This is a genomic window from Gordonia sp. IITR100, from assembly GCF_002009645.1.
GTDB lineage: Bacteria > Actinomycetota > Actinomycetes > Mycobacteriales > Mycobacteriaceae > Gordonia > Gordonia hongkongensis.
Genome location: NZ_MVKV01000009.1, coordinates 60760 through 85142 on the forward strand (window position 1 = coordinate 60760; position 24383 = coordinate 85142).

13 protein-coding genes and 1 pseudogene are annotated in these 24383 nt (G+C 69.5%); 7 read left to right on the forward strand and 7 right to left on the reverse strand.

What is annotated here, in order from left to right:
- The first annotated feature begins 22 nt into the window (after nt 1–22).
- The 3 genes and pseudogenes from sigK (at nt 23) to B1818_RS14270 (ending at nt 2776) form a co-directional block, all read left to right on the forward strand.
- Nucleotides 23–631: an ECF RNA polymerase sigma factor SigK gene (gene sigK / locus B1818_RS14260; protein WP_058252002.1), complete on the forward strand. Its 609-nt coding sequence runs from the start codon at nt 23–25 to the stop codon at nt 629–631.
- Between the two features lie 7 nt (nt 632–638).
- The gene (locus B1818_RS14265; RefSeq protein ID WP_058252003.1) at nt 639–1583 is read left to right on the forward strand and encodes an anti-sigma factor; all 945 of its coding nucleotides are present in this window, start codon (nt 639–641) and stop codon (nt 1581–1583) included.
- A gap of 231 nt (nt 1584–1814) precedes the next feature.
- Nucleotides 1815–2776 (forward strand): annotated as a pseudogene (locus tag B1818_RS14270) (alpha/beta hydrolase).
- 25 nt (nt 2777–2801) lie between these two features.
- On the opposite strand, the gene B1818_RS14275 reads toward B1818_RS14270, so the two are convergent.
- The gene (locus B1818_RS14275; RefSeq protein ID WP_091344374.1) at nt 2802–3161 is read right to left on the reverse strand and encodes a response regulator transcription factor; all 360 of its coding nucleotides are present in this window, start codon (nt 3159–3161) and stop codon (nt 2802–2804) included.
- A gap of 126 nt (nt 3162–3287) precedes the next feature.
- The gene (locus B1818_RS14280) at nt 3288–3962 is read right to left on the reverse strand and encodes a LuxR C-terminal-related transcriptional regulator (RefSeq protein ID WP_058252036.1); all 675 of its coding nucleotides are present in this window, start codon (nt 3960–3962) and stop codon (nt 3288–3290) included.
- 380 nt (nt 3963–4342) lie between these two features.
- On the opposite strand from B1818_RS14280, the gene B1818_RS14285 reads away from it, so the two are divergent.
- Complete coding sequence (locus tag B1818_RS14285) at nt 4343–5098, forward strand: acetoacetate decarboxylase family protein (protein WP_078113099.1); 756 nt, start codon at nt 4343–4345, stop codon at nt 5096–5098.
- A 56-nt stretch (nt 5099–5154) separates the two neighbouring features.
- Nucleotides 5155–6171 (forward strand): pirin family protein, encoded by a 1017-nt coding sequence (locus B1818_RS14290; RefSeq protein ID WP_078113100.1) that lies wholly within the window; start codon nt 5155–5157, stop codon nt 6169–6171.
- 7 nt (nt 6172–6178) lie between these two features.
- Here the strand turns inward: B1818_RS14290 and B1818_RS14295 are convergent, their stop codons facing one another.
- The gene (locus B1818_RS14295; RefSeq protein ID WP_078113101.1) at nt 6179–6850 is read right to left on the reverse strand and encodes a CE1759 family FMN reductase; all 672 of its coding nucleotides are present in this window, start codon (nt 6848–6850) and stop codon (nt 6179–6181) included.
- A complete protein-coding gene (locus tag B1818_RS14300) occupies nt 6847–7947 on the reverse strand; it encodes an LLM class flavin-dependent oxidoreductase (protein WP_078113102.1) in 1101 nt (366 codons plus the stop codon). The genes B1818_RS14295 and B1818_RS14300 overlap by 4 nt, the downstream gene beginning before the upstream one ends.
- Before the next feature lie 132 nt (nt 7948–8079).
- On the opposite strand from B1818_RS14300, the gene B1818_RS14305 reads away from it, so the two are divergent.
- Together B1818_RS14305 and B1818_RS14310 are read left to right on the forward strand one after the other, a co-directional pair.
- Nucleotides 8080–8613 (forward strand): DUF4878 domain-containing protein, encoded by a 534-nt coding sequence (locus B1818_RS14305; RefSeq protein WP_006360231.1) that lies wholly within the window; start codon nt 8080–8082, stop codon nt 8611–8613.
- Nucleotides 8614–8693: 80 nt separating this feature from the next.
- Nucleotides 8694–9329, forward strand: a complete 636-nt coding sequence (locus tag B1818_RS14310; RefSeq protein ID WP_078113144.1) for a hypothetical protein — start codon at nt 8694–8696, stop codon at nt 9327–9329.
- Nucleotides 9330–9449: 120 nt separating this feature from the next.
- On the opposite strand, the gene B1818_RS14315 is transcribed toward B1818_RS14310, so the two are convergent.
- The 3 genes from B1818_RS14315 to B1818_RS14325 all read right to left on the reverse strand — a co-directional run bounded on the left by B1818_RS14315 (nt 9450) and on the right by B1818_RS14325 (nt 24299).
- Nucleotides 9450–9767 (reverse strand): hypothetical protein, encoded by a 318-nt coding sequence (locus B1818_RS14315; RefSeq protein WP_006360233.1) that lies wholly within the window; start codon nt 9765–9767, stop codon nt 9450–9452.
- 305 nt (nt 9768–10072) lie between these two features.
- Nucleotides 10073–10300, reverse strand: coding sequence for an MbtH family protein (locus B1818_RS14320; protein WP_006360234.1), 228 nt, complete (start codon nt 10298–10300; stop codon nt 10073–10075).
- 121 nt (nt 10301–10421) lie between these two features.
- A complete protein-coding gene (locus tag B1818_RS14325) occupies nt 10422–24299 on the reverse strand; it encodes a non-ribosomal peptide synthetase (protein WP_078113103.1) in 13878 nt (4625 codons plus the stop codon).
- Between the last annotated feature and the right edge of the window lie 84 nt (nt 24300–24383).

Sequence of the window (24383 nt, forward strand, 5' to 3'; positions counted from 1 at the left end):
ACGTCTTCGTTACCGTGGAACCGTGACACCGGACGATGGCAGCGCGGCCACCGACGCGCACCACGGACGCGGGGGCGAAGCACAGATGCTGCGGGAGTTGCTGGCCGCAGCCGCGACAGGCGACCGGACCGCGTTCTCCACGCTGTACGACCGCACGAGTTCACGGATCTACGGACTCGCGTTCCGCGTCGTGCGGGACCGTCAGTACGCGGAGGAGATCGTCCAGGAGGCGTACCTGCAGTACTGGCAGAAGGCCGGCGAGTACCAGCCCGGGCGCGGTTCGGTCATCACATGGATGATGACCATCGCCCACCGGCGGGCCGTCGACCGCGTCCGATCCGAGGAGCTCCAGCAACAGCGCATGTCGCAGTACGGCGCGGTCTCGGTGGAGACACCGCGGAACATACCGCTCGAGGTCGTTGTGCAGACCGACGAGGCGCGTACGCTACGAACATGTCTCGGCACGCTCACGGAACTGCAACGGAGCTGCATCGAGATGTCGTATTTCGGGGGCCTGACCTATCCCGAGGTCGCCCGGCACACCGATACCCCCTTGCCCACCATCAAATCTCGGATTCGAGATGGCCTGCGTCGGTTGAGAACCTGCCTGAGGACGCACGAGGACGCCTGATCCCACAATGACCACATCCGATACGACCGGGGACCGCGGGGCCACCTGGCTCGACGACCACGTCGAATTGTTCGCCGTCGGCGCGCTGACCCCCGACGAGACCAGACGCGTCGAGTCAGAACTCGCCGCACTTCCACCGCACGAGCGGGCGGAACACGACGCCCAGATCGCCGACATCCAAGCGGCCATGGCGGGTTTCGCGACGACCTATGCGCTCGACGCACCGCCCGAACTCCGGGACCGGGTGCTGCAGCACGTCTTCGAGGGTGCGGCGCTGACCCCGGAGGCCTACCTACCCTCAGGCATCGAGCCGGGTCCGCAGAACCCGGCCGCCGCGGTCGATCCCGTCCCGCCGGTCGCACCCGCGGGAACGGGCCGATCCGGCGAGAGCGACCTCGCGCCGCCACCGCCGCCGGTCGAATTGCGGCCCCGCGACTCGCGCCACGGACAGCATCGATCGGGTGGGACCGCGCGGCGCCCGGCACGCGCAACGGCGATCCTGGCGGCCGCGGCGGTGACCGTGGCCGTGGCGCTCGGGGCAGGCGTGCTCATCGGTCGCACCACCGCCCCCGAGTCGTCCACCTCGTCGACGGCGCTCAGCGACTCCCAACGTGAGGTGCTCGGGGTACTCACCGCCGCGGACGCGTCCGTGAGCGTCGAGCCATTGGCCGACGACCGGGGCACCATCGCGGTGGTGACGTCCGAATCGGCCGACCAGGCGGTCGCGCTCCTGCGGGACCTGCGCACGCCCATCCCGGCCGACAGCACCTATCAGTTGTGGCTGGTGGGCGGCGCACCGCAGCCGGTGCCGGCCGGACTGATCCCCGGAGACGACACCGCACCGGTGGTGGTGGACGACGTGCGCGGGTCGAGCGTGCTCGCGGTCACCATCGAACCGGCCGGCGGTTCGCCGCAGCCGACGACACCGATCCTCGCCCAGGTCGCCCTCTAGGCCGGCGAGAATTCGATCCTTCGGGTGACAGCCCTGGCGATCTCCGCTCGTATTGTTCTTCTGTGTGCGGGCGATCCATAGACTGTGGGGCCGGCATGTCGGCGCGTCCGATCCGACGGGATCTCGAGAACGAGTGGGTGCGATGTGAACGGAATCGGTCGTCGGGAACAGCGGCAGCGACATCCCGGCGGGTGGAGAGTCCTCGCCGGGTTGCTGTCGGTGGCTGCGGTCATCGCGGGCCTCGCGACCGCTCCCGGGGCCCCGGCGATCGCCGCGCCGTCGTCCCCCGACGGTTCCCGCATCGTCGACTCCTACACCGATGACCCGCAGCAGGTGACGCTGCTCGTCCACTCCGCCTCGATGAACCGAACGGTCCCGGTCACGGTGCTCACGCCGCGGGATCGGACCCGGCCGGCGCCCACCCTGTACCTGCTCAACGGCGCCGGTGGCGGGGAGGACTCCGCGACCTGGGACGCACGGACCACCTACAAGCGGTACTTCGCCGACCGGCACGCTTATGTCGTCACCCCGATCGGTGGCGCCTACTCGTACTACACCGACTGGCAGCGCGACGATCCCGCTCTCGGGCGCAACAAATGGCAGACCTTCCTCACGAAGGAACTGCCGCCCCTCATCGACGACGAATTCGACACCACCGGCGTCAACGCGATCGCCGGGATCTCGATGGCGGGGACATCGGTGCTCAATCTCGCCATCGCCGCCCCCGGTTGTACCGATCCGTCGCCGCCTTCAGCGGGTGCGCTCGGACCAGCGACCCGGCCGGCCAGCAGTACATCCGGCTGGTCGTCGAGGACCGCGGTCAAGCGGACATGACCAACATGTGGGGCCCGCTCGACGGTCCCGGCTGGCGAGCCAACGATCCCTACCTGAACGCGGCGAAGCTGCGCGGCAGCAAGGTCTACATGACGACCGGGACGGGAGCACCGGGTGTCCACGAGCAGCTGACCGACCCGAGTATCGCGGGCGACGGTTTCACGCTGGCGAACCAGGCGATCGTGGGCGGCGGGATCGAGGTCGCCATCGACATCTGCACCCGGCAGATGGTCGAGCGTATGCGTGCGCTCGACGTCCCGGTTCAGGTGAACTTCCGCCCGACCGGTACCCACTCATGGGGTTATTGGCAGGACGACCTGTACCAGACCTGGCCGCGTATCGAACGCGACCTGCGCTGAGCGCTCACTATTCGAGGGCCGGGCCTCACCACTGGTCGAGACCGGTGTAACCGTCCTGGAGTGCTCGCGCGAAAAGGTGGGTTTTCGTCGGCGCACTTCGCCCGACCGCGGTGTACTTCGCCCGGATGCGCGCAAGGTGCGTGCTCACCGTGGACGCCGAGATGAAGAGTCGTGCGGCGGCATCTTCTTTGGACTCGGCGGCTAGCCAGGCGAGCAGAACCTCGACCTCCCGGTCCGACAGACTCGGACGTGTCACTGCCGCTGAGCGTTCGACGGGAACCAGGTAATCAACCGGCTTGGAACGTTGCCGTGGCACGACTCCGTGCCGCGGTGCGGCCGCCGTCCTGGCTCGGAAGATATCTGAAGTGACCGTCATTGTTCCCATCCCCTGTTCAGACCGGCGCTATCTCGTGTGTCCCCGACGCCCCAAATCAATCTGTTCCAACGTTAAGACGGCGTAGTAACTGTCGGTAGACCCAGAAATGGGGACTCGACTCCCGCTGCCATGCCGTCAGCCATGTTTCGTTCGCCCCCAGGCCCCGTCAGGTGTTGACCGTCCCTCGTGCCGGTACCGCTGCGGCACCGGGAGCCATCCGTCTTCGACGGCACGCTTGAAGAGATCCACCTTGGTGCGCGTCGGCCGCCCGGCGTCCGCATACTTCTGGCGAATCCGCTTGAGGTACTCGTTGACCGTCTCCGCGGAGACCCCGAGAGCAGCCCCGACTCGGGCCGACGTCTCGCCGGACGCGTACAGCGCCAACACTTTCTGCAACTGAGGCGACAGGTCGACAGTCGCCAGCTCGGGGTCGCCGTCTATGGCGGCAGCCCATTCTGTGGTGAGGACCGCCCGGCCGTCGGCGGCCGCCCGGATGGCGTCGATGATGACCGACTCGTCCGCCGACTTGAGCACCACGCCGAGCGCTCCGGCGCGCGCCGCCGATCTCAACAGCGCCGGATGCTCTCCAGAGGTGTACACGACGGTGGCCACTCCGGCCGCCGACAATGCGTTGACGTTCTCGCGAGGCGTGGTGCCGTCGTCGAGACGGAGGTCCAGCAGGACCACGTCGAGCTGCATGACACTGAGCACGCCGGCAACCGTCGTCGCCGAGCAGACCAACGAGATGTCCGAAACTGTGTCCAACACTCGTTCGATTCCCCAGATCGGGGACCGATGGTCGTCGACCATCCCAACCCGGATCGCCGCATGACCCTCCGACGAATCCTCGTCGATCGAGGTCGTCTGCTCGTCGTTCACCAACACCCCCACGAGGCACATGCGAGACTCTCAGCCTTTACTCAGCTTCACGTTACTGAAACCTCGATCAAAGCTACGTGTCGAGTCGGACATATCACCCGTCGGAGCGCGAAACTGCACCAACTGGTCCCGATCTGACAGCTGGCGTGTCCACATTCTTGGGGACACCACCCGGATGGGTCCCGCCGGGAGCGAAGGCATGCAAGACTAGAACATGTTCTAAAAAGGGTGATCGTGCCGGCGTCGGCCGGCGACAAACCGACCAGCCCCCGACCAGACCCGACCCGATCCGACCCGCAGGAGCAGAACAGGTGAGCGCACCTTCGACGCACGATGTACTCGGCACCCCGGTGACCATGCCGGTCGAGATCCGGCACGCACGGTGCTTCGTCGCCGGTTTCACCGCCGACACCCGGGCCGTGGCACGAGCGATCGACGTCGAATCGGCACAGCCCGGGACGCTTCGCCCGTTGCGCATCCGACCGGGTCGCACCATGTGCATGCTCGTGTTCGTCGACTACGTCGACGGCGACCTCGGACCGTACAACGAGTTCGGCGTGTGCTTCCTCGTCGAGGATCCGACCACCCCACCCGCCTCACCGATCCGCGCATTGCGCTCCCTGCTGAAGGGGGACGCGCGTGCGCTGGTGCACCGGCTCCCCGTCGATGGCGACTTCACCCTGGCCGCCGGGCGCGGCATCTGGGGATTCCCGAAGACACTCGCCGAGTTCGAGGTCGATCACTCCTCCGCCACCAGACGCGGCCGCCTCGTGTCCGACGGCGCACTCGTCGCCGACCTGAGTGTGAAGCCGGGGCTCAAGGTCCCGGACTCCACCGCCGACACCGTGTTGCACGCCTATTCGCAGCTGGACGGGATCACGCGGATGACACCGTGGCGGCTCACCTCGACCACCGGGACCCGCACCCGCATCGGCGGCGCGCGCCTGACCCTCGGCGACCACCCCATCGCCGACGAACTCCGATCCCTGCAGCTGGGGCGGCACGCCCTGATGTCGAGCTCGGTCGATCGGATCACGATGCGTTTCGAGAACCCCACGCTGGTCTGACCGCGATCTCCGCCGGGTTCGCGGACGTCCGTGCCGCGGTCGCGGACAATGGTTCCATGAGCAATCTCGAGACGGACCCGGTCGAGGTCGAGTGCCATGCCGATGCCGGCGTCGCCGCGGGCCCGGGCCTCCTCCACATGGACGTCCTGACCGCGCGCGACGTACCGCTCGGCGGCCCACGCGCGATGACGGTGCACCGGACCCTCCCGCAGCGGTCACGTTCGCTGATCGGAGCCTGGTGCTTCATCGACCACTACGGCCCCGATGACGTCGCGAGCAGCGGCGGGATGGACGTGCCACCACACCCGCACACCGGACTCCAGACGGTCAGCTGGCTGTTCACCGGCGAGGTCGAGCACCGCGACACGATGGGTAACCACGCGATGGTCCGCCCCGGCGAGATCAACCTCATGACCGCCGGGCACGGCATCGCGCACACCGAGGTCTCGACACCCGACACTACCACCCTGCACGGGGTGCAGCTGTGGGTCGCGTTGCCGGCCGAGAACGCCGACACCGCACGCGACTTCGCACACCACCGGCCCGATGCTCTCGACCTCGGCGGGGTCACCGCCAGGGTCTTTCTCGGCGAACTGTTCGGCACCCGTTCGCCGGTGCACACGTTCACGCCGTTGACCGGCGCCCAGCTCGACTTCGCACCCGGCGCCGCCGTCGACATCGACGTCGACCCGGAACACGAGCACGGCATTCTCGTCGACACCGGAAGCGTCGAGGTCGCCGGCGCCGACGCCGCACCGCTGGCCCGCACCGAGCTGGGCTACATCGGGTTGGGCGCAAGGCGGATCACGCTCACCAACGTCGCCGAGACCGACGCCCGGATGATCTTCCTCGGCGGCGCACCGCTGGCGGAGGACATCGTCATGTGGTGGAACTTCATCGGGCGCACACACGACGACATCGTCGGCTTCCGGGACCAGTGGGAGGCGCGCAGCGAACGCTTCGGGCAGGTGCAGGGTTACGTCGGTTCGACGCAGCACCTGCCCGCGCCGCCGCTGCCGCACTCACGGCTGCGCGCCCGGGCCAACACCCCGGGGCGCGCCGCCCCCGAGTGAGGGCGCATCACGCCGTTCCGAGCAACCTCGCGAAGTTCGCGATCCCCGCGGCCTCGACCGCCTGCTGCCTGCCGTCGGCCACGGGCGCGCGCGGCGGTTCCCCGTTGCCGCCGGCATTCCCCGGGCCCGTGCCACCCCTCGGTCCGAGGAGCGAGACGAGTTCGGCTGCGGCACGGCCGATCCGGTCGTTCAACGACGCGGTGTCCCCACCGGCGCCCGCCCAGTCCGCCGACGCGGCGTAGACGCCGGTCGGCAGGACGACGGCACGTAGGTAGGCGAACAACGGTCGCAGCGCGTGGTCGAGCACCATCGAGTGGCGCGGGCTGCCGCCGGTAGCCCCGATCAGCACCGGTTTGCCCGACATGGCGTCGATGTGGACGAGATCGAAGAACATCTTGAACAGGCCGCTGTACGACGCGTTGAAGACCGGGGTCGCCACGATCAGGGCATCGGCCCCCTCGACCGCGTCGAGTGCCGCGCGTGCCCGGCCCGAGGCGAAGCCGACCGTCATCGCCTGCCCCAGGTCGGCGGCGAGGTCACGCAGGTCGACGATCTCGACGTCCGCGCGGCCCGCCCCGAGTCCTTCGGTGACGGCGGCGACCATCCGGTCGACGAGCAGTCGCGTCGACGACGGTTCGGAGAGACCGGCGTTCACCGCGACGATCCGCAGGGCGGTCACGAGGACACCTCCACATCCTGATCGGCTTCCTGGCGGGCGGCGACGAGCGAGGCGTGCGTCGGCGCGTCGGGAACGTCGTCGGGACGTCCCTCCGCAAACCCGGCGCGCAGGTCCGGTAGCACCTCGCCCAGCAGGTCGAGCTGCTCCAGCACGGTCTTGAGCGGCAGTCCCGCATGATCGACGAGGAACAGCTGACGCTGGTAGTCGCCGAAGGTCTCCCGGAAGGTCAACGTCTTGTCGACGAACTCGGCCGGGCTGCCGACGGTCAGCGGCGTCTGCGAGGTGAAGTCCTCGAGCGACGGACCGTGTCCGTACACCGGCGCGTTGTCGAAGTACGGGCGGAACTCGCGCACCGCGTCCTGCGACTTCGGCCGGATGAAGAACTGTCCGCCGAGCCCGACGATGGCCTGGTGGGCCTTGCCGTGGCCGTAGTGCTCGTACCGTTCGCGGTAGAAGTTGATCAGCCGCTGGAAGTGCTCGTTGGGCCAGAAGATGTTGTTCGCGAAGAACCCGTCCCCGTAGTAGGCCGCCTGCTCGGCGATCTCGGGACTGCGAATCGAACCGTGCCAGACGAACGGTGCCACGCCGTCGAGCGGGCGGGGCGTCGAGGTGAAGGACGTCAGCGGGGTCCGGAACTGTCCTTCCCAATCCACCACATGCTCGGTCCACAACCTATGCAGGAGGTGGTAGTTCTCGATCGCCAGCGGGATCCCCTGGCGGATGTCCTGGCCGAACCACGGATAGACCGGACCGGTGTTGCCGCGCCCGAGCATCAGGTCGACACGCCCGTCCGCCAGATGCTGAAGCATCGCGAAGTCCTCGGCGATCTTGACCGGGTCGTTGGTCGTGATCAGCGTGGTCGCGGTACTCAGCTGCAGGCGCTCGGTCTGCGCCGCGATGTAGGCCAGGGTCGTGGTGGGAGACGACGAGAAGAAGGGCTCGTTGTGGTGCTCACCGAGCGCGAACACGTCGAGCCCGATGTCCTCGGCTTTCTTGGCGATCTGCACGATCGCCTTGATCCGCTCGTGTTCTGTGGGCGTCGTGCCCGTGGTCGGGTCGGTGGTGATGTCACTGACGCTGAAGAGTCCGAACTGCATGTCGCGCCTCCTTGCGATGGTTACATCGAGCATAACCGGACCGCGGTCCGATTAATTCCGGTGGCCGGTGAGTTAGTGTTGGCTCACTGCGGAGAAGCGCCGCGGATAGACAACTGCATCGAGGAGAGTCGCATGAAGATCCGGAAGTCCGTCGCTGCCGTCACCCTCGCCGGGGCCGCTTTGTTCGTCGCCACCGGTTGTTCGGAGTCCACCGACACCGTCGACGAGGCGACGAGCGCGGTGTCCACCGCCGTCGAGTCCGCGGCGAGCCAGGTCGAGACCGCCGCCAGCGACGCGGTCGACGAGGTCACCGGGCTCAGCAATGACGACGCACAGGAAACACTGCGCCAGGCCATCGACCCGAACACTTCCTCCGAGGAGCTCGACCAGGTCATCGACGTCACCAACCCGGCCACCAAACCGGCCGCGATGGCTTTCGCCAAGGGCGCCTCCGCCGCGGGATACACCCCGGACGCGTTCTCCGTGAAGGAGGTCACCGAGGACGGCGACAAGGCCACCGCGACCGTCGCGGTGAAGAGCCCGCATTCTTCGACGCCGGTCGACATCCAGCTCGGCTTCGTCAAGGTCGACGGCGACTGGAAGCTCAGTGGTGACGCCATTCAGCAGCTGATCAGCATGGGCAGCGGCCAGCAAGAGGGCAACTAGACCCACGGCGTACGTCGCCTCCTCGCCTACACTCGGACGGGTGCGGTTCCGACCCGGAGCCGGGCGGCGAGGAGGTGTACGTGCGTACCGATCAACCCACCCAACCGTTCGCTCCACCGGTGACCCAGCGGCACGCGCGGTGGCCGCTCGTCAACGATCTCGACGACACCGAGTTGCCGGCTGCGGCCGAACCGACCGGCACGCGGGTCGACGTGTGCGTCGCGGTACCCACGTCGCCGAAACTGCCGACCAAGGTCGAGCCCGCGGCGGAATCGTCACCGCGGATGGTGACGCGCAACGCCGGCCGGCTGCCGGCACGAGAGCATGCCGCATTGCCGCCGGTGGGCGACTACTGGGACCTGGAGAACGCCCGCCGGGCACCCCTTGCCGCGATGCCGCTGCCCGCGCGGACCTTTCCGGCGCGTCCGGCGCCGTACCTGACCAGGCCCGTCGGCGGCCGTTCCGTCGCACCGGCTGCCTCGCTGGCGCTCACCACGGGGCTGATCTCCATACCCCTGACTCTCCTGCTGGGACTGGGCGCGATCCTCGGACTGATCGCCGTCGTCGCCGGCGCGGTCGGAGTCAGGCAGGTTCGACGCGCCCCCGCGGACCGCAAGGGCACCGGTCGCGCGATCACGGGCATCGTGACCGGCGCCGGCAGCGTGATCGTCGGCGGCCCGATCCTCTTCCTCGTTCTGCTCCTCGCCGGACTGTAGCCGCGGGCGCATTCTTCGAGGCCTGTCGCCGCCACGCTTGTCGCCGCCACAGTCGCACGACCGCAGAAACAACGAGACCCGCCTGTCGGCGGGTCTCGTCGGGTATGTCGGTGCGGGTCTTTAGCTGACCGCGCGGAGTCGGGGCCGGACCGAGGCGACCTCGCCGCGCTCGCGGCCGAGCCAGGCCTGGATCTCGCCGATGACCTGCAACCGGGAATCGACCGGGTCGATGTCCACGAGAGACGGCATACAGTGCATCAGGGCGGCGTAGAACGCCGAGGTCGGCGACATACCGTACTCGGCCAGCACGCTGCCGTAGTCCTCGACGCGATCGGCGAGTTCACCGTAGGTGAGAGCGTCATCGCCCAGCCGAACAGCGGTCAGGTGGGGCGTGATCGCCCCTCGTGTCTGGATGTCATCCAGTAGTAGCTGGTCCATGATTACTGCCTTCCCGCCCGTGGAGCGTCGATCGCTGTGTCCCCGCCTCCCCTGACGTTGGTACTCATGCGATCCTTCAACCAAGTGTGCCCTACCTCATTCAACTAGTAGAACACTGACTCAACATGTGTGGGATATTCCACAACAATTTCGGTAACTGTGCTGCAATCCGATGTTACGGCTGTGACTGCAGTTGCGACAGGTCACCACTGGGTTGATTCTTTACCTGTTATCCACGTGCAACTGTCCCGACATTCGAGCACGACCGACTTTCGCGATCGCGAGTGTCGGGGCCCGTCACCGACTCAGGCGTCGCCGCTCTTGTCCGCCTCCATCGCCTCGATGAGGCTCTTGGGCCGGAGGTCGGTCCAGTTCTGCTCCACGTACTCCAGGCACGCGGCGCGGCTGTCCTCGCCGAAGACCTTGGTCCACCCGGCGGGGATGTCGGCGAACGTCGGCCACAGCGAGTGCTGGTTCTCGTCGTTCACGAGCACGTAGAAGCGGCCGTCCTCGTCGTCGAATGGGTTCGTCATGGGTGTCCTTTCTCCATCGGCACGGCGACTGTCGTCACCCGCCTGCTTTGTTGTTGTCGAACGTAGTGGCTCGCCGCCCGGATTCACGCGAGGTCAGGTCGATGATGTCACGCAAATCCCCTCATTCCGGTGTCCGCTCGCCGGCGCCGTCGACCTGCGACAGCTGGGCATCGAGCGCCGGTCCGACGACCGCTAGGGCGTCGGCGTTCGCCATCCCCAGGTGGTGGGTGGCCACGTCGACGTTGTCGACGGCGCCGGTGACGAACGGCCGCCAGGCCGCGGCCAGGGTCGACGGGTCGTCCTTGTCCTCGGTCGCGGTGAACACGTGTATGTCGCCGGCGAAGACATCGGGCCGGTAGTCGAGGACCACCTGGGTCGAGGACTCGAAGCTGTCCATGATGCGTTCCACCTGATCCTCCGCGAGCAGGCCCATGCCGGAGATCTGCTGCCGGATAATCGCGGTGACCTCCTCGGAGGTGGACGCCTGCACGTCGTCGCCGAGATCGAAGAGATCCCGCCAACCGCCGAGGACGTCGACCACGGTGGACGCGTCCGGCTCGATCGCCGGCCCGGGCTCCGCCGCGGCTGCCTCGACCGGCTCCCCGTGCTGCGGCACGTCGTGGACGATCACCGGTTCGTCCTCCGGCCGCGAGTCCATGATCCCCAGGTAGGCCACCTGCTCCCCGAGTTCGACGAGGTGTACGGCCATCGCGTGGGCGATCACGCCGCCGACCGACCAGCCGAGCAGATGGTAGGGGCCATGCGGCTGGACCCGCCGGATCTCCTCGACATAGCGCCGGGCCAGCACCCGCGCGTCGGTCACGCTCGGCTCTCCGGTCACCACATGCGGGTCCTGGAGTCCGTAGATGGGCCGATCCCGCAGGTGCGGTGCCAACCCGCCGTAGAACCACGCCAGGCCGCCGGCCGGGTGCACGCAGAACAGCGGCGGCCGCGAACCCTCGCCGCGGAGGCTGATCACCACGTCGTTGCTCACCGCGTTGTCCTCGGCCAGTCGGCGGGCCAGGCCACGCACCGTCGGATCGCTGAACAACCACGCGAGTTCGATGTCGAAGCCGTTGCGGTCGCGCAGCGCCGCCGCGACCCGGGTGGCCGAGAGGGAGTTGCCGCCGAGGTCGAAGAAGCTGTCGGTGGCACCGATCTGTTCGACGCCGAGGACCTCGGCGTAGGCATCGGCGATCGCCTGCTCGACCGGGGTGGCCGGGGCGACGAATTCGACGGAAGCCACCTCGGGAGCCGGCAGCGCCGCTCGATCCAGCTTGCCGACCGGGGTCAGCGGGAACTCGTCGAGCACCGTGATCGAGGCAGGCACCATGTGTCCGGGCAGCTGCGCGGCCAGCAGACCACGAAGAGCGTCCACCTCTACACCGTCACCGACGACATAGGCGGCGAGGCTCGACGCCACCGAACTCGGGGTCCCCGACGAGCCGATGCCGACGACGACCGCGGAACGCACCTCGGGCGCCGAGCGCAGCACCGCCTCGATCTCGCCGAGTTCGATGCGCAGGCCGCGGAGCTTCACCTGATCGTCGCTACGACCGGAGTACTCGAGGGTGAGGTCGCCCGACGGTGACTCGCGCCAGCGCACGACGTCGCCGGTCCGGTACATGCGGCGTCCGGGTCCGGCGAGGGGACTGGCGACGAACCGCGCGGCGGTCAGGCCGGGCTGGTCGAGATAGCCGCGCGAGAGTGCGGGGCCGAGGACGTAGAGCTCCCCCGCCACACCGACCGGCACCGGCCGCAGGTGGGCGTCGAGCACGAGGAACTCGAGGCCGGGCAGCGGACCACCGAGGCGGACCGGGTCGCCGGGCGTCGCCGCGTCGGAGACCGCGACCATGATCGTCGTCTCCGTCGGGCCGTATCCGTTGTGGATGCGCGTGTGCGGCGCCCAGGCGTCCATCACCGACTGCGGCACGGCCTCGCCGCCGACGGAGACCGCCTGCAGGCTGGGCAGCGCGGCCGGGTCGAGCGTCGACAGCACCGACGGCGTGAGGAAGGTCGTGGCGACTTCGTGTCGCTGCATGAACTCCTGCAGCTCCGCACCGCCGACCGCGGTCGACGGCCGGTAGACGAGCGTGCCGCCGTTGACCGTCGCGAGGAGGTACTCGAGCACCGAGGCGTCGAAGCTCGGGGACGCGAATCCCAGGACCACCGCCCCATCCTCGGTTCCCAGCGCCCTCGACTTCGCCACGGCGAAGTTGCGCAGTCCCGAATGCGACACCGCGACGCCCTTGGGGCGTCCCGTCGACCCCGAGGTGTAGATGACGTAGGCGACGTTGTCGGTTCTGACCGGACCGGTCTGCTCGGCCGGGTCCACCGGGGCATCCGACGTGGCGTCGAGTTCGGCGGACACCGCGGCGTCGTCGAGGCGGAGCCACTCGAAACCCTCGTCCGGCAACGCGCCGACGGCGTGGACCGACAGCCCCATCCGGGCGCCGGAGTCCTCCACCATCGTCGCGACCCGTTCGGCAGGGTAATCCGGATCGATGGGAACGTAACCGCCGCCGGTCTTCGCGACCGCCCAGATCGCGACCAACAGGTCGACGGACCGGGGAATCGCAAGCGCCACCAGTGTTTCCGCACCGACGCCGCGACCGATCAGCCAGCGCGCCAGGCGGTTGGACCGGGCGTGCAGCGCGGAGTACGACAGGGTGGCGCCCGAGGCGTCGACCACCGCGGTACGACGCCGGTACCGCGTGCCGGCCTCGGTGAACAGCTCGCCCAGCAACACGGCCTCGGCGGCCTGGCCGCCGTGTACCGGCACCAGCGACTCGGCCTCACCGGCCAGCAGGATGGGCGCCGCGGCGACCGGGGCGCTCGGGGTCGCGGTGAGCGCGCCGAGCAGGTTGACGAATCGGGCCGTGAAGCCGGTGGCGGTGGATTCCGCGAACAGATCGGTTGCGTATTGCAGTGCCGCCGACCAGGTCTCGCCCGCCTCCGCCTTCGCGATCGAGAACAGCAGATCGACCTTTGCCGGCACCTCGCCCGCATCGAGCGGGCTGACCGAGATGTCGCCGAGATCGGCCGACAGCGACTGTCCGGCGAGCTCGGGGACCACGCTGCGATCCAGGGTCAGCCACACCTGGGTGAGCGGGGCGAACGCCTCGGAACGAACCGGGTTGAGCCGGTCGACGAGGGTCTCGAACGGCAGATCGGCATGGGCGAAGGCATCGAGGTCGACGCGTCGGACGCGACCGAGAACGTCGACGAACGTGTCACCGGCCGCGTGGGCGGTACGCAGCACGAGCGTGTTCACGAACATGCCGACCAGCGGATCGAGTACCGCGGCACCACGTCCGGCGATCGGCGTGCCGATCGCCACGTCGTCGGTTCCCGACAGGTCGGCGAGCAGGACCGCCAGCGCCGCGTGCAGCACCATGAACGGGGTGACCCCGAACTCGTCGGCGACGGTGTCGATCCGGGTGGTGACGTCGGCCGGGATCGTGAACGGCACGCGGGCGCCACGCTGCGACGCGACTGCCGGGCGTGGTCGGTCGGTCGGCAACTCGAGCAGATCCGGCATGCCGGCCAGGTGCGCGCTCCAGTACTCCAGTTGCGCACCCATCACCGACGCCGCGTCGTCGACGTCGCCGAGGGCGCGGCTCTGCCAGATGGCGTAGTCGGCGTACTGGACGGGCAGCGGCTCGAACGACGGCTGTGTACCGGCGGCCCGTGCCAGGTAGGCGGCGGTGAGATCGGTGACCAGCGGCCCGAGGGATTCGCCATCGGACGCCACGTGGTGCAGGACCACCGCGAGAATGTACTCGGCTGCCCCGGAACCGGTGTCGATCTCGATCAGCCTGGTCCGCACCGGCCACTCGACGGCGAGGTCGAATCCGGTTGTGACGGCGGCCAGTACGACCTCTGCCCCGTCGCGCCCGGCTGCGGTCGGCACGAACTCGTGGTCGAGCCGGGTCGCGATGTCGGCCACCGGGGCGATCAGCTGTACCGGCTGACCGCCGGTCTCGGGATAGGTGGTGCGGAGGATGTCATGGCGCGCGACGACGTCGGCGATCGCGGCGCCGAGCGCGGCCGGATCGAGATCACCGGTCAGGCGCATCACCGCCGGGATGTTGTAGGCCGCCCGCGTCGGATCGAAGCGGTTGATGAACCACATCCGCTGTTGAGCGAAAGACAACGGAATCCGCTCCGGCCGCGGCGACACCGCGACGATGGGCGGGAGTCCGCCAGTACGGTCGCCGAGGCGTTCGGCCAGCAGGCGCGGAGTCGGCGCCTCGAAGACGTCACGCACCGTCACGTCGACACCGAGAGCGTCTCCGAGCCGGGCCGCCGCCCGCATCGCCGACAGCGAATTGCCACCGATGTCGAAGAAGTTCGTGGTGGCGCCGACATTCTCCGGCGACATCGACAGCAGCTCGGCGAAGACTGACGCCGCCGCCGCTTCCCGCGGGCCGGCGACCGGCACGATCGCGGCGGCGTCGATGGTCGGCGCGGGCAACTGCTGCCGCACGATCTTGCCCGCGCTGCTCAGCGGCATCTCGTCGATCAGCATCCACATCCCGGGACGCATGAACTCCGGGAGCGCCAGCGCCACCGAGTGCTTGACCGCGTCGAGGTCCGCCGAGGCCGGCGTCAGGTAGGCCACGAGCTGCTGACCCGCCGGGGTCTCGACGACGGCCGCCGCCGCGTACACGACGCCCGGCGCCGCCGCGAGGGCCGACTCGATCTCGCCGAGCTCGATCCGCTGGCCACGCAGCTTCACCTGGAAGTCCGTGCGGCCCTGGTACTCCAGCTCACCGTCGGCTCGCCAGCGAACCAGGTCACCGGTCCGGTACAGGCGAGACCCCGGCACGCCGTACGGGTTCGGCACGAAGCGTTCGGCCGTCAGCGCGGGTCGCGAGGTGTATCCCCGGGCCAGCTGGACACCGCCGAGGTACAGCTCGCCGGTGAATCCCGGTGCCACCGGGCGCAACCGATGGTCGAGCACCAGCGCGGTGGTGTTCGCGACGGGCCGCCCGATGGAGACCGCGTCGCCCGCGACCCGCGCGACGGTCGCGTAAATCGTCGCCTCGGTCGGTCCGTACTGGTTGTGGATCGGCGCGTGCGGGATCAGCTCCCGTACCGTCTCGGCGACGCTCTGCGGAAGCGCCTCGCCGCCTGTATGCAGGTAGCGCAGCCGTGAGAGACCGCGCAGCTGTTCGGGATCGGCGACCTCGGTGAGCACGGCGAGCATCGAGGGCACCAGCGTCGCCGACGTCACGCCGAAGTCCGCGAGGTAGCGCAGGACGGCGACCGGGTCACGATGCGCACCCGGCTCCATGACCACCAGACGGCCACCCGACAGCAGCGGACGGAGGATCTCGCCGACCGACGGATCGAAGGTGAGTTCCAACACCTGCAGGAAGACGTCGTCGGGGCCGAAATCGTAGGCGCCGCGGTCGTAATCGAGATGGGCGCGCAGGGTTTCGTGACTCACCGTGACGCCCTTGGGACGACCGGTCGAACCCGACGTGAAGATGGTGTACGCCGGATTCGCGCCGACGACTGCCGACGAACGCTCCGCCGGCGCGAAGAGCGACGCCGGCTCACCGGCGTCCGAGTCGTCGTCGACGGCCACGACGGTCACACCGGGGTCGAGGGCCTCGATGCCCGCCGGGACCCGTCCCGGACCGATCAGCACCGCCGCGACATCGGCGGTGCGCGCCAGATAGTCGATGCGGTCGGCCGGCGCGGCCGGGTCCATCGGCACGAATTGCCCACCGGCGGCGAGAATCGCGTGGACGGCGACGATCATCTCCGTCGACCGCGGGATGCACACGCCGACCGCGACCTCCGGTCCGACCCCCAGACCCACGAGCCGTCGGGCGAGAACGCTCACCCTGCTTCCCAACTCGGCATAGGTCGATTGCGCGCGGGTCGAGGCCCCGACCGGACTCTCCACCGCGATCGCGTCGGGCGACGCGGCGACGCGCTCGAGCAGGAGATCGGCGACATGGGTGCCGGACGGGACCAGCTCCGGGCCGGTCGACCACGTGTCGAGGCGGGCCTCGTCGTCCTTCGACATCGGTGGGATGTCGGCGATCCGGGTCTGTGCGTCGCCCGCGATGGCCTGCAGGATGCGCTCGAGGGACCGCGCGAAGACGGCGATCTCGTCGGTGGCGAAGGCGTCGGGAAGGTAGGTCAAGCGGACCGCGATGCCCGACGCGGTCGGCGAGGTCGCGAGGTTGAGCGGGTAGTGCGTGGCGTCGGAGACCTCGACGTCCCGGATCGCCAGTCCCACTGCCGCACTGGCGGCACCGCCGGCCAGTGAGTCGTTGTCGACGGGATAGGACTCGTGCACGGTCAGGGTGTCGAACAACTGCGGCCGTCCGACGGCGGTGAGGATCTCGGGCAAGCCGATGTGCTGGTGATCGAGCACGGCGGTCTTGTCCGACTGCAACCGGCCGAGGACCTCGGCGATCGTCGCATCCGGGTCGACGTCGACGACGGCGGGCAGCGTGTTGATGAACAGGCCGACCATCGACTCGACGCCGTCGAGTCCGGCGGGACGTCCGGACACGGTCTCGCCGAAGGTGACCACCCGGTTGTCGGTCAGCCGGGACAGCAGCACCGCCCAGGCGAGCTGCAACACCGTGGCCGTCGTCGAACCGGATTGCCGCGCCGTCCGCTCCAGGCCCGAGACCAGGTCGGGTTCGAGGACCCAGCGATGCTCGCGCGGCAGATGGTCTGCCGCGGAGTCGTTCTCGGCATCCTCGACGGCGTGGCCGGTGAGTCCGGGGGCGACCAGGGTCGGCTCCTCGACCGGTTCGAGGACTCGTCGCCACGCCGCGAGACCGGCGTCGAGGTCGGTGTCGGCGATGCGGGCCAGGTAGTCGGCGAAGTCGGTGCGTTCGGTCGTTCCCTGACCGGTGAACGGGGTCCCGGTCGCGTAGAGCGCCAGCAGGTCGGCCAACACGAGCGGCCCGGACCAGCCGTCGAACAGGATGTGATGGTTGGTGATGACCACGCTCGTGCCCTGTGCGTGGCGCACGACCACCGCTCGCAGCAGCGGCGGGTCGGCGAGGTCGAACGGTTCGGTGCGCTCGGCCGCCGACACCTCGTCGACGGCAGCCCGGACATCCACCTCGGCGGTGGTCGGCACGTCGAGCACGCGCCAGCGCAGCGGCACCGTCTCGGGCACGACGGTGACCACGTGCCCGCTGGGCACCCGGACGAACCCCGATTTGAGGGTGCGGTGGTGATCGAGCAGTGCGACCACCGCGGTGCGCAACCGCTCGAGGTCGACCTCGCCCTCGAGATGCAGAACCGCTTGCGTCACATACACATCGAGTTCGTCGGTGCCCGCGAGTTGGGACTGGAAGTACAGCCCGCGTTGCAGCGGCGACAGGGCCCAGACCTGCGCGCCGGGGAACCGCTGCGCCACGATGTCCAAGTCATGCTGGGTCACCTCGGCGCCCGGGACATCCGACGGCGAGCGGCCGACGTCGACGCCGTCGGTGACGAGGCGGACGACGTCGGCGAGTTCCGCGGTCCACCGTCGTGCGATGTCGCGGACATCCTCCGGCGACAGGATCGCCGCGGGGAACTGCAGATCGGCCGAGAGCACACGCCCCTTCGAAGACGCACCGGTGCTCGCGTTGACCGTCAGCACGCTCATGGCCGCCACCCCGTCGGACACCGTGGCCGGCAGGAACGGCGCGTCGGGTGCGGGCAGGAAGCCCGCGCCGACCGGTGCTGCGGTGTCGGACGACGGGGCGACCGACGAAAGGCGGTCGGCCCCGTCCGGGGTCGTCGGGTCCTCGCTCTGACCGGTCGTACCGCGGGTCCCGAGATAGTTGAACGCGATCGTCGGCAGCGGACGCGAATGCAGTTGCGCGGCCGGGTCGCCGGGGCCGCGGCCGTCGGCGGCGTAACGCAGCAGGCCGAAACCGATCCCGGAGTCGGGCATGCCGAGACGTTCTTCCTTGGCCGCCTTGACCGCGTGGACGACGTCGTCGGCCGGATCGAGTGCGAGCGGGGCGATCGAGGTGAACCAGCCGACCGTGCGCGACAGGTCGGCGCGCCGCGGGTCCGGGCCGGCGAGCAGGACGTCCTCGTATCGGCCGTGCCCCTCGGTGAGCACGGTGACGGGAGCGGCGTCGGCGATGCCGCGATCATGTTGCCAGGAGCGGACCGCGCGCGCGAGGGTGCCGAGCAGTACGTCGACCACCGACGCCGAGAAGGCGTCGGGCACAGTCGTCGTCAACGGGTCGACGATGGCCGGGTCGACGCGGTGGACGATCGAGGTAAGGGTGCCGTATCGGTCGCGGTCGGGGTCGAGCGGCGCGCCGAAGTCGGTCGGAAGGGCTGGGGACCGGTCGAGCCAGTACCCGATCTCGCCACGCCGGGCGTCGAGCTGCGCGGTGAGTGCCCGCTGCCACGCACGTTGCGAGGTCTCCTCGGCGCGGACCGTCACGGGCTGCCCGGAAACCAGCTGGGCGTGGACGGTGAGCAGATCCTCGATCAGGATCGGCCAGGACACCGCGTCGACGGCGAGGTGGTGCAGTACCAGCACTATTCGTACGGACCGATCCGCCTCGTCGGGAGAACCCTGCGGGGCGGCGCCGCTGACCACCGTCGCGGCGACCAGCCGCCCGGCGGTCGGGTCGAGGCGGCGCGCCGCCTGCGCATGCGCGTCGACCAGCGCATCGGCGAACCCGGCCTCGCCGGGTACGGTGTCCGTCGCCACCGACACGATCGAGGCGCCGGGATCGAAAGGTGTTCCGGTGGTGAGGGTCCAGGTGTCACCGGTCTGGGTGCCCCCGGTCTGGGTGTCCCCGGCGGACTCCAGGCGCGCACCCAGCATCGGATGCGCGTCGACGACCGCGCCGAGCACCGCGCCGAGGTGGGCGACGGTGAGTCCGGCCGGTGCCGTGAGCACCATCGACTGGTTGAAGTCGGCGAGGTCGGCCGGCGTCCGCGCGGCGTCGACGAGCCAGGACACGATCGGCGGGAGATCGACCCGTCCGGCCGGATCGTCGGTGGGCTCCGCGAGCATCGGGGCCCGGTCCCCACCTGCCGACGCCACCCGCGCCATCGCGCGAATGGTCTTCTGCTCGAAGATCTCTCGCGGCGACAGCGACAACCCGGCGGCCTTCGCGGCGGACGCGAGCTGGATGGACATGATCGAGTCGCCGCCGAGCGCGAAGAAGGACTCGGTGACCGAGACGGTGTCGAGACCCAGCAGCCCCGCGACGATCGCCGCGAGGGTCTCTTCGGCGGTCGTCGCCGGTGCGACGTATCCGTCGGCGGGCGTGGTGAACTCGGGCACCGGCAGTGCGCGCCGGTCGAGCTTGCCGCCCGGGGTCACGGGCAGCTCGTCGAGCACCATCGCCGAGTGCGGGATCATGTGTCCGGCAAGCCGATCCGCCGCCCCGGCCAGGACGGCGTCGGCGTCGAGGCGGTCGCCGGCGGTGTCGTCGCCCACGAGGTAGGCGACGAGCCGGGTGCGACCGTGGTCGTCGTCGACACCGGTCACGACGACCGAGCCGACGCCCGGCTGGTCACCGAGAACGGATTCGATCTCGCCGAGTTCGACTCGCTGGCCGTTGATCTTGACCTGGTGGTCGGCGCGCCCGGCGAACTCGATCGCGCCGGTCGCGGTGATCCGCACCAGGTCGCCGGTGGCATACATGCGGTGGCCCGCCTCGCGGGCGAACGGGTCGGCCACGAACGAAGACGCGGTGAGGCCGGGGCGGCCGAGGTATCCGCGCGCCAACGAGTCGCCGCTCGACAGGTAGAGCTCACCCACCACGCCCTGGGGTACCGGGTGCAGACGGCCGTCGAGCACGTAGGCGGCGAAGCCGCGGACCGGTCGTCCGATGGTCACGGGCGCGCCGGGCCCGGATCGTCCGGTGGTCGCCCAGACGGTGGCCTCCGACGGGCCGTAAAAATTGAACATCCGGCGGCCGGATTGCGGTGTGGCCCACCGCGCGATCAGCTCGGGCGGGCAGGCCTCGCCACCGGTAACGAGGTTGCGGACGGTGCGGCCCCGGCGGGGGTCGACGGTCGCCAGCACCGTGGGGGTGATGAGGGTGTCGGTGACCCGATCGCGCTCGAGGATGCGGCCCAGTGCATCGCCGGCGTACTCCGACGCGGGCGCCACGACGAGGGTGTGTCCGACCGCGATCGACCACATCATCTCCAGCACCGAGGCGTCGAAGCTCGGGGAGGCGACGTGCAGGACACGGGTGTCGGGGGCCTGCGCCGGCGTTCCGGTGACCTCGGTCAGCGCGGCGACGAAGTTCGCGATGCCGCGATGCGGAACCCCGACCGCCTTCGGCCGTCCGGTGGAACCGGAGGTGTAGACGAGGTAGGCCAGGTCGTCGAGAAGGACCGGCCGATGACGCTCGACGTCGGTGACGGGTCCACCGGCGACGGCCGGATCGTCGAGCGAGGCGAGTTCGAGCCATTCGCAGGATGATTCTCCCAACCGGTCCCGCGTCGGCGCATCGGTGATGCCGAGGCGCACACCGGAATCGGCCACCATGAACGCAATGCGGTCACTCGGGTAGGCGGGGTCGATCGGCACGTAGGCGGCACCCGCCTTGATGACACCGAACACGGCGACCACCGACCCGATCGACCGCTCGAGGCCGACGGCGACCACGTCGCCGGGCCCGACCCCACGGGAGATCAGCTGGCGTGCGAGACGATTGGTTCGTTCCTCGAACTCCGTGTACGAGATCTCGTTGCCGTCGTAGACCAGTGCCGGACGATGCGGGTCGAGGGCGCGCCGCGCGAGGAGTTCGGTGAGGGTCACCGGCTCGGTGACCCCGCCGTCGGCGGCCGGCGCCGTCTCGCCGATGGAGTTGCGGCTCGGCGCGCTGAGGGTGGCCGCGTCGATGCCGACGATGTCGACGTCTCCGACGGGCAGCGACGGGTCGGTGGCCATCGCGGCGATCACCTGCAGCCAGACCTCGGCGAAGCGGCGGATGGTCGCGGCATCGAACAACGAGGTGGCGTACAGGAAGTCGGCCCGCATCGGCGACGACCCGGTCCGCTCGGACACCGAGACGGTGAGGTCGAACTTGGCGATCGGGGCGGCGGCCCCGAGCGGTTCGGCACTCAGACCCGAGAGCTCCACCCGGTCGATCTCCTCCGGCTGTCCCCCGGCGGCGACGAGGGTGTAGGCGATCTGGACCAGCGGCGGATAGGCCGTGGACCGCTCGGGCGCGAGTTCCTCGATCAGATCATCGAATTGCACGTCGGCGTGCGCGAAGGCATCGAGGTCGGTGGCGCGGATCGTGGCGATGAGGTCGTCGACGGTCGATGCCGGGTCGACGTCGGTGCGCAGCACGAGCGTGTTGACGAACATGCCGACGAGGTCGTGGAGCGCGGCGTCGGGGCGGCCGGCGATGGGTGTGCCGATGACGACGTCCCGGGTCGAGGCGAGCCGCGCGACGGTGACGGCGAGTGCCGCGTGCAGCACCATGAACACCGTGACGTCGCGGTTGCGCGCCAGGTCTTCCAGGGCGGCGGCGAGCGCGTCGTCGACGGTCACGGACTCGACGGCGGCCGCGGTGTCGAGCACGGCCGGCCGCGGGCGATCCATCGGCAGGTCGGTCACTGCGGGCAGATCCGCGAGGACCTCGCGCCAGTGCGCGAGCTGACGCCCCATCGGTGCGCCGGGATCATCTGCGGCGCCCAGGTATTCGCGCTGCCACAGCGCGAAGTCCGCGTACTGGACCGCGGGCGCGGCGACCGGTGGTGCGGCGTTCGTCCGGGCCAGGTACGAACCGAGCAGGTCGCGCACGAAGATCGGGGTCGACTCACCGTCGAAGGCGATGTGGTGCACGGTGACGACGACGTCCACCGCCTCGGCATCGCGGCGCAGCACCCGGACCCGGAGGGGGAACTCGGCGGCGACGTCGAAACCGGTGGTCGCCGAGACGAACAGGTCCTCCTCGGTCTCCACCGCCTGCCAGTCGAGGCGGGCGCGGGCCGTGTCGGCATCGGTGATGAGCTGGAACGGCCCCTGCTCGTCGCTGGGGTAGGTGGTGCGCAAGATCTCGTGGTTGGCGACCACGTCGCCGACCGCGGCCTCGAGCGCGTCGAGGTCGAGAGTTCCGGTGAGACGCAGCGCCATCGGGATGTTGTAGGCCGCCGAGGCGGTGTCGAACTGGTTGATGAACCACATGCGACTCTGCGCCGTTGACAACGGCAACCGCGCAGGCCGCGGCATCGCGGAGACCCGCGGGACGCTCCGGCCGCGTCCGGACACCAGGCCGGCCAGATCCCGCACCGACGGCGCGTCGAACAGGTCGCCCACCGACACGTCGACGTCGAGCAGGTCGGCCACACGCGCCGCGACCCGCGCCGCGGACAGCGAGTTGCCGCCGAGGTCGAAGAACGACTGCGTCACGCTGACCCGGTCGGTGCCCAGCACATCGGCGACGATGGCCGCGATCGAGGTCTCGGCGTCGGACTCGGGTGCGGCGAATTCCTCGACGGTGAGTTCGGGGACCGGCAGCTTACGCCGGGCGACCTTGCCCGCACTGTTCAGCGGCAGCTGCTCGAGTGCCATCCACACCGTGGGCCGCATGTAGGCCGGCAGTGTCCGCGCGACAACCGATTTCACCGCGTCGATGTCGACCGACGCCGGCGAGACATAGGCGACGAGGTGTGATTGCCCGGACACCTTCGCCACGGTGGCGGCCGCGTGGAGGACACCCGGCGCCGACATGAGGACGGACTCGACCTCCCCCAGCTCGAGTCGCTGTCCGCGAAGCTTGACCTGGAAGTCCGTGCGGCCCAGGTATTCCAGCTGGCCACGCGCATTCCAGCGGACGAGATCGCCGGTGCGGTACAGACGTTCGCCGGGTTCACCGAAACCGTCGGTGGTGTCGGCCGCCTCGCCGCGCGCGGGAGCCGCGAAGGGACTGGCGACGAACCGTTCGGCGGTCAGGCCGGGCTGCGAGGCGTAACCGCGGGCGAGTTGCACGCCCCCCAGATACAGCTCCCCGGGCACGCCCGAGGGCACGAGCTGCAGTCGCGAGTCGAGGACGAAGGTGGTGGTGCTCGGCACCGGGACGCCGATCGGCACCGACGTCTCCCCCGCCCGCACCTGATGAGCGGTCACGTCCACCGCCGCCTCGGTCGGACCGTACAGATTGTGGACCTCGTTGCCCGGCAACGCCGCCACCAACGCCTGCGCCACCGGCGCGGTCAACGCCTCACCCGAGGTGAACGTCAACCGCAACGACGACAGCTCACCCACCCGATCGCCCAGGACATCCAGGAACACCGACAACATCGACGGCACGAAATGGATGACCGACACCCGCTCAGCCGTGATCAACTCCGCCAGATACCGCGGATCACCATGCCGCTCCGGCTCGGCCACCACCAGCGTCGCCCCCACCGCGAACGGCAGGAACAACTCCCACACCGACACATCGAACGTCACCGGCGTCTTCTGCACGAAGACATCCGAGTCCTTGATCGAATACCAGTCCCGCATCCACTCCAGACGGTTCACGATCGCCGCATGCGACACCGTCACACCCTTCGGCCGACCCGTCGACCCCGACGTGAACAACGTGTACGCAGCATCGGCGGGCTGCAGGGGCGCGAGCCGTTCGTCGTCGGTGACCGGTGCTGTGGCGAGATCGACCTCGGCGGTCGTGTCGACCACGACCGCGGTGACGTCCGCCGGCAGCTCGACGGCGGAATCGGCGGCGACGAGGACCAGCCGGGCGTCCGCGGTGTCGAGCATGTACCGGGTGCGGTCAGACGGCGCGTCGATGTCGAGCGGAACGTAGTGACCGCCCGCCGCGACGACGCCGTGGATGGCGACGAGAAGCTCGACCGACCGCGGGATGGCGACCGCGACGGCGACGTCGGGTCCGACACCGATGGAGATCAGATGACGAGCCAGTGAGTCGACCCGTGCACCGAACTCGGCGTAGCTGACGCGACGCGAACCGAACACGATGGCCGGTACGTCGGACCTCGTCGCCACATGCACCACATCGGTCACCGTTGGGCCTCCATCTCGCCTCGTCGCCTGCCGTCTCGTCCTGCGTTCCCCATTCCCCCCGTGTGTTCGCTGCGCCCCGGGTGT

Bases quoted from the DNA above. Each gene is read 5' to 3' on its own strand.
- B1818_RS14265 (WP_058252003.1), top strand. From the start codon at position 639: ATGACCACATCCGATACGACCGGGGACCGCGGGGCCACCTGGCTCGAC.
- B1818_RS14315 (WP_006360233.1), bottom strand. From the start codon at position 9,767: ATGGACCAGCTACTACTGGATGACATCCAGACACGAGGGGCGATCACG.
- B1818_RS14300 (WP_078113102.1), bottom strand. From the start codon at position 7,947: ATGCAGTTCGGACTCTTCAGCGTCAGTGACATCACCACCGACCCGACC.
- B1818_RS14305 (WP_006360231.1), top strand. From the start codon at position 8,080: ATGAAGATCCGGAAGTCCGTCGCTGCCGTCACCCTCGCCGGGGCCGCT.
- B1818_RS14280 (WP_058252036.1), bottom strand. From the start codon at position 3,962: ATGGTCGACGACCATCGGTCCCCGATCTGGGGAATCGAACGAGTGTTG.
- B1818_RS14320 (WP_006360234.1), bottom strand. From the start codon at position 10,300: ATGACGAACCCATTCGACGACGAGGACGGCCGCTTCTACGTGCTCGTG.
- B1818_RS14290 (WP_078113100.1), top strand. From the start codon at position 5,155: ATGAGCAATCTCGAGACGGACCCGGTCGAGGTCGAGTGCCATGCCGAT.
- B1818_RS14275 (WP_091344374.1), bottom strand. From the start codon at position 3,161: ATGGGAACAATGACGGTCACTTCAGATATCTTCCGAGCCAGGACGGCG.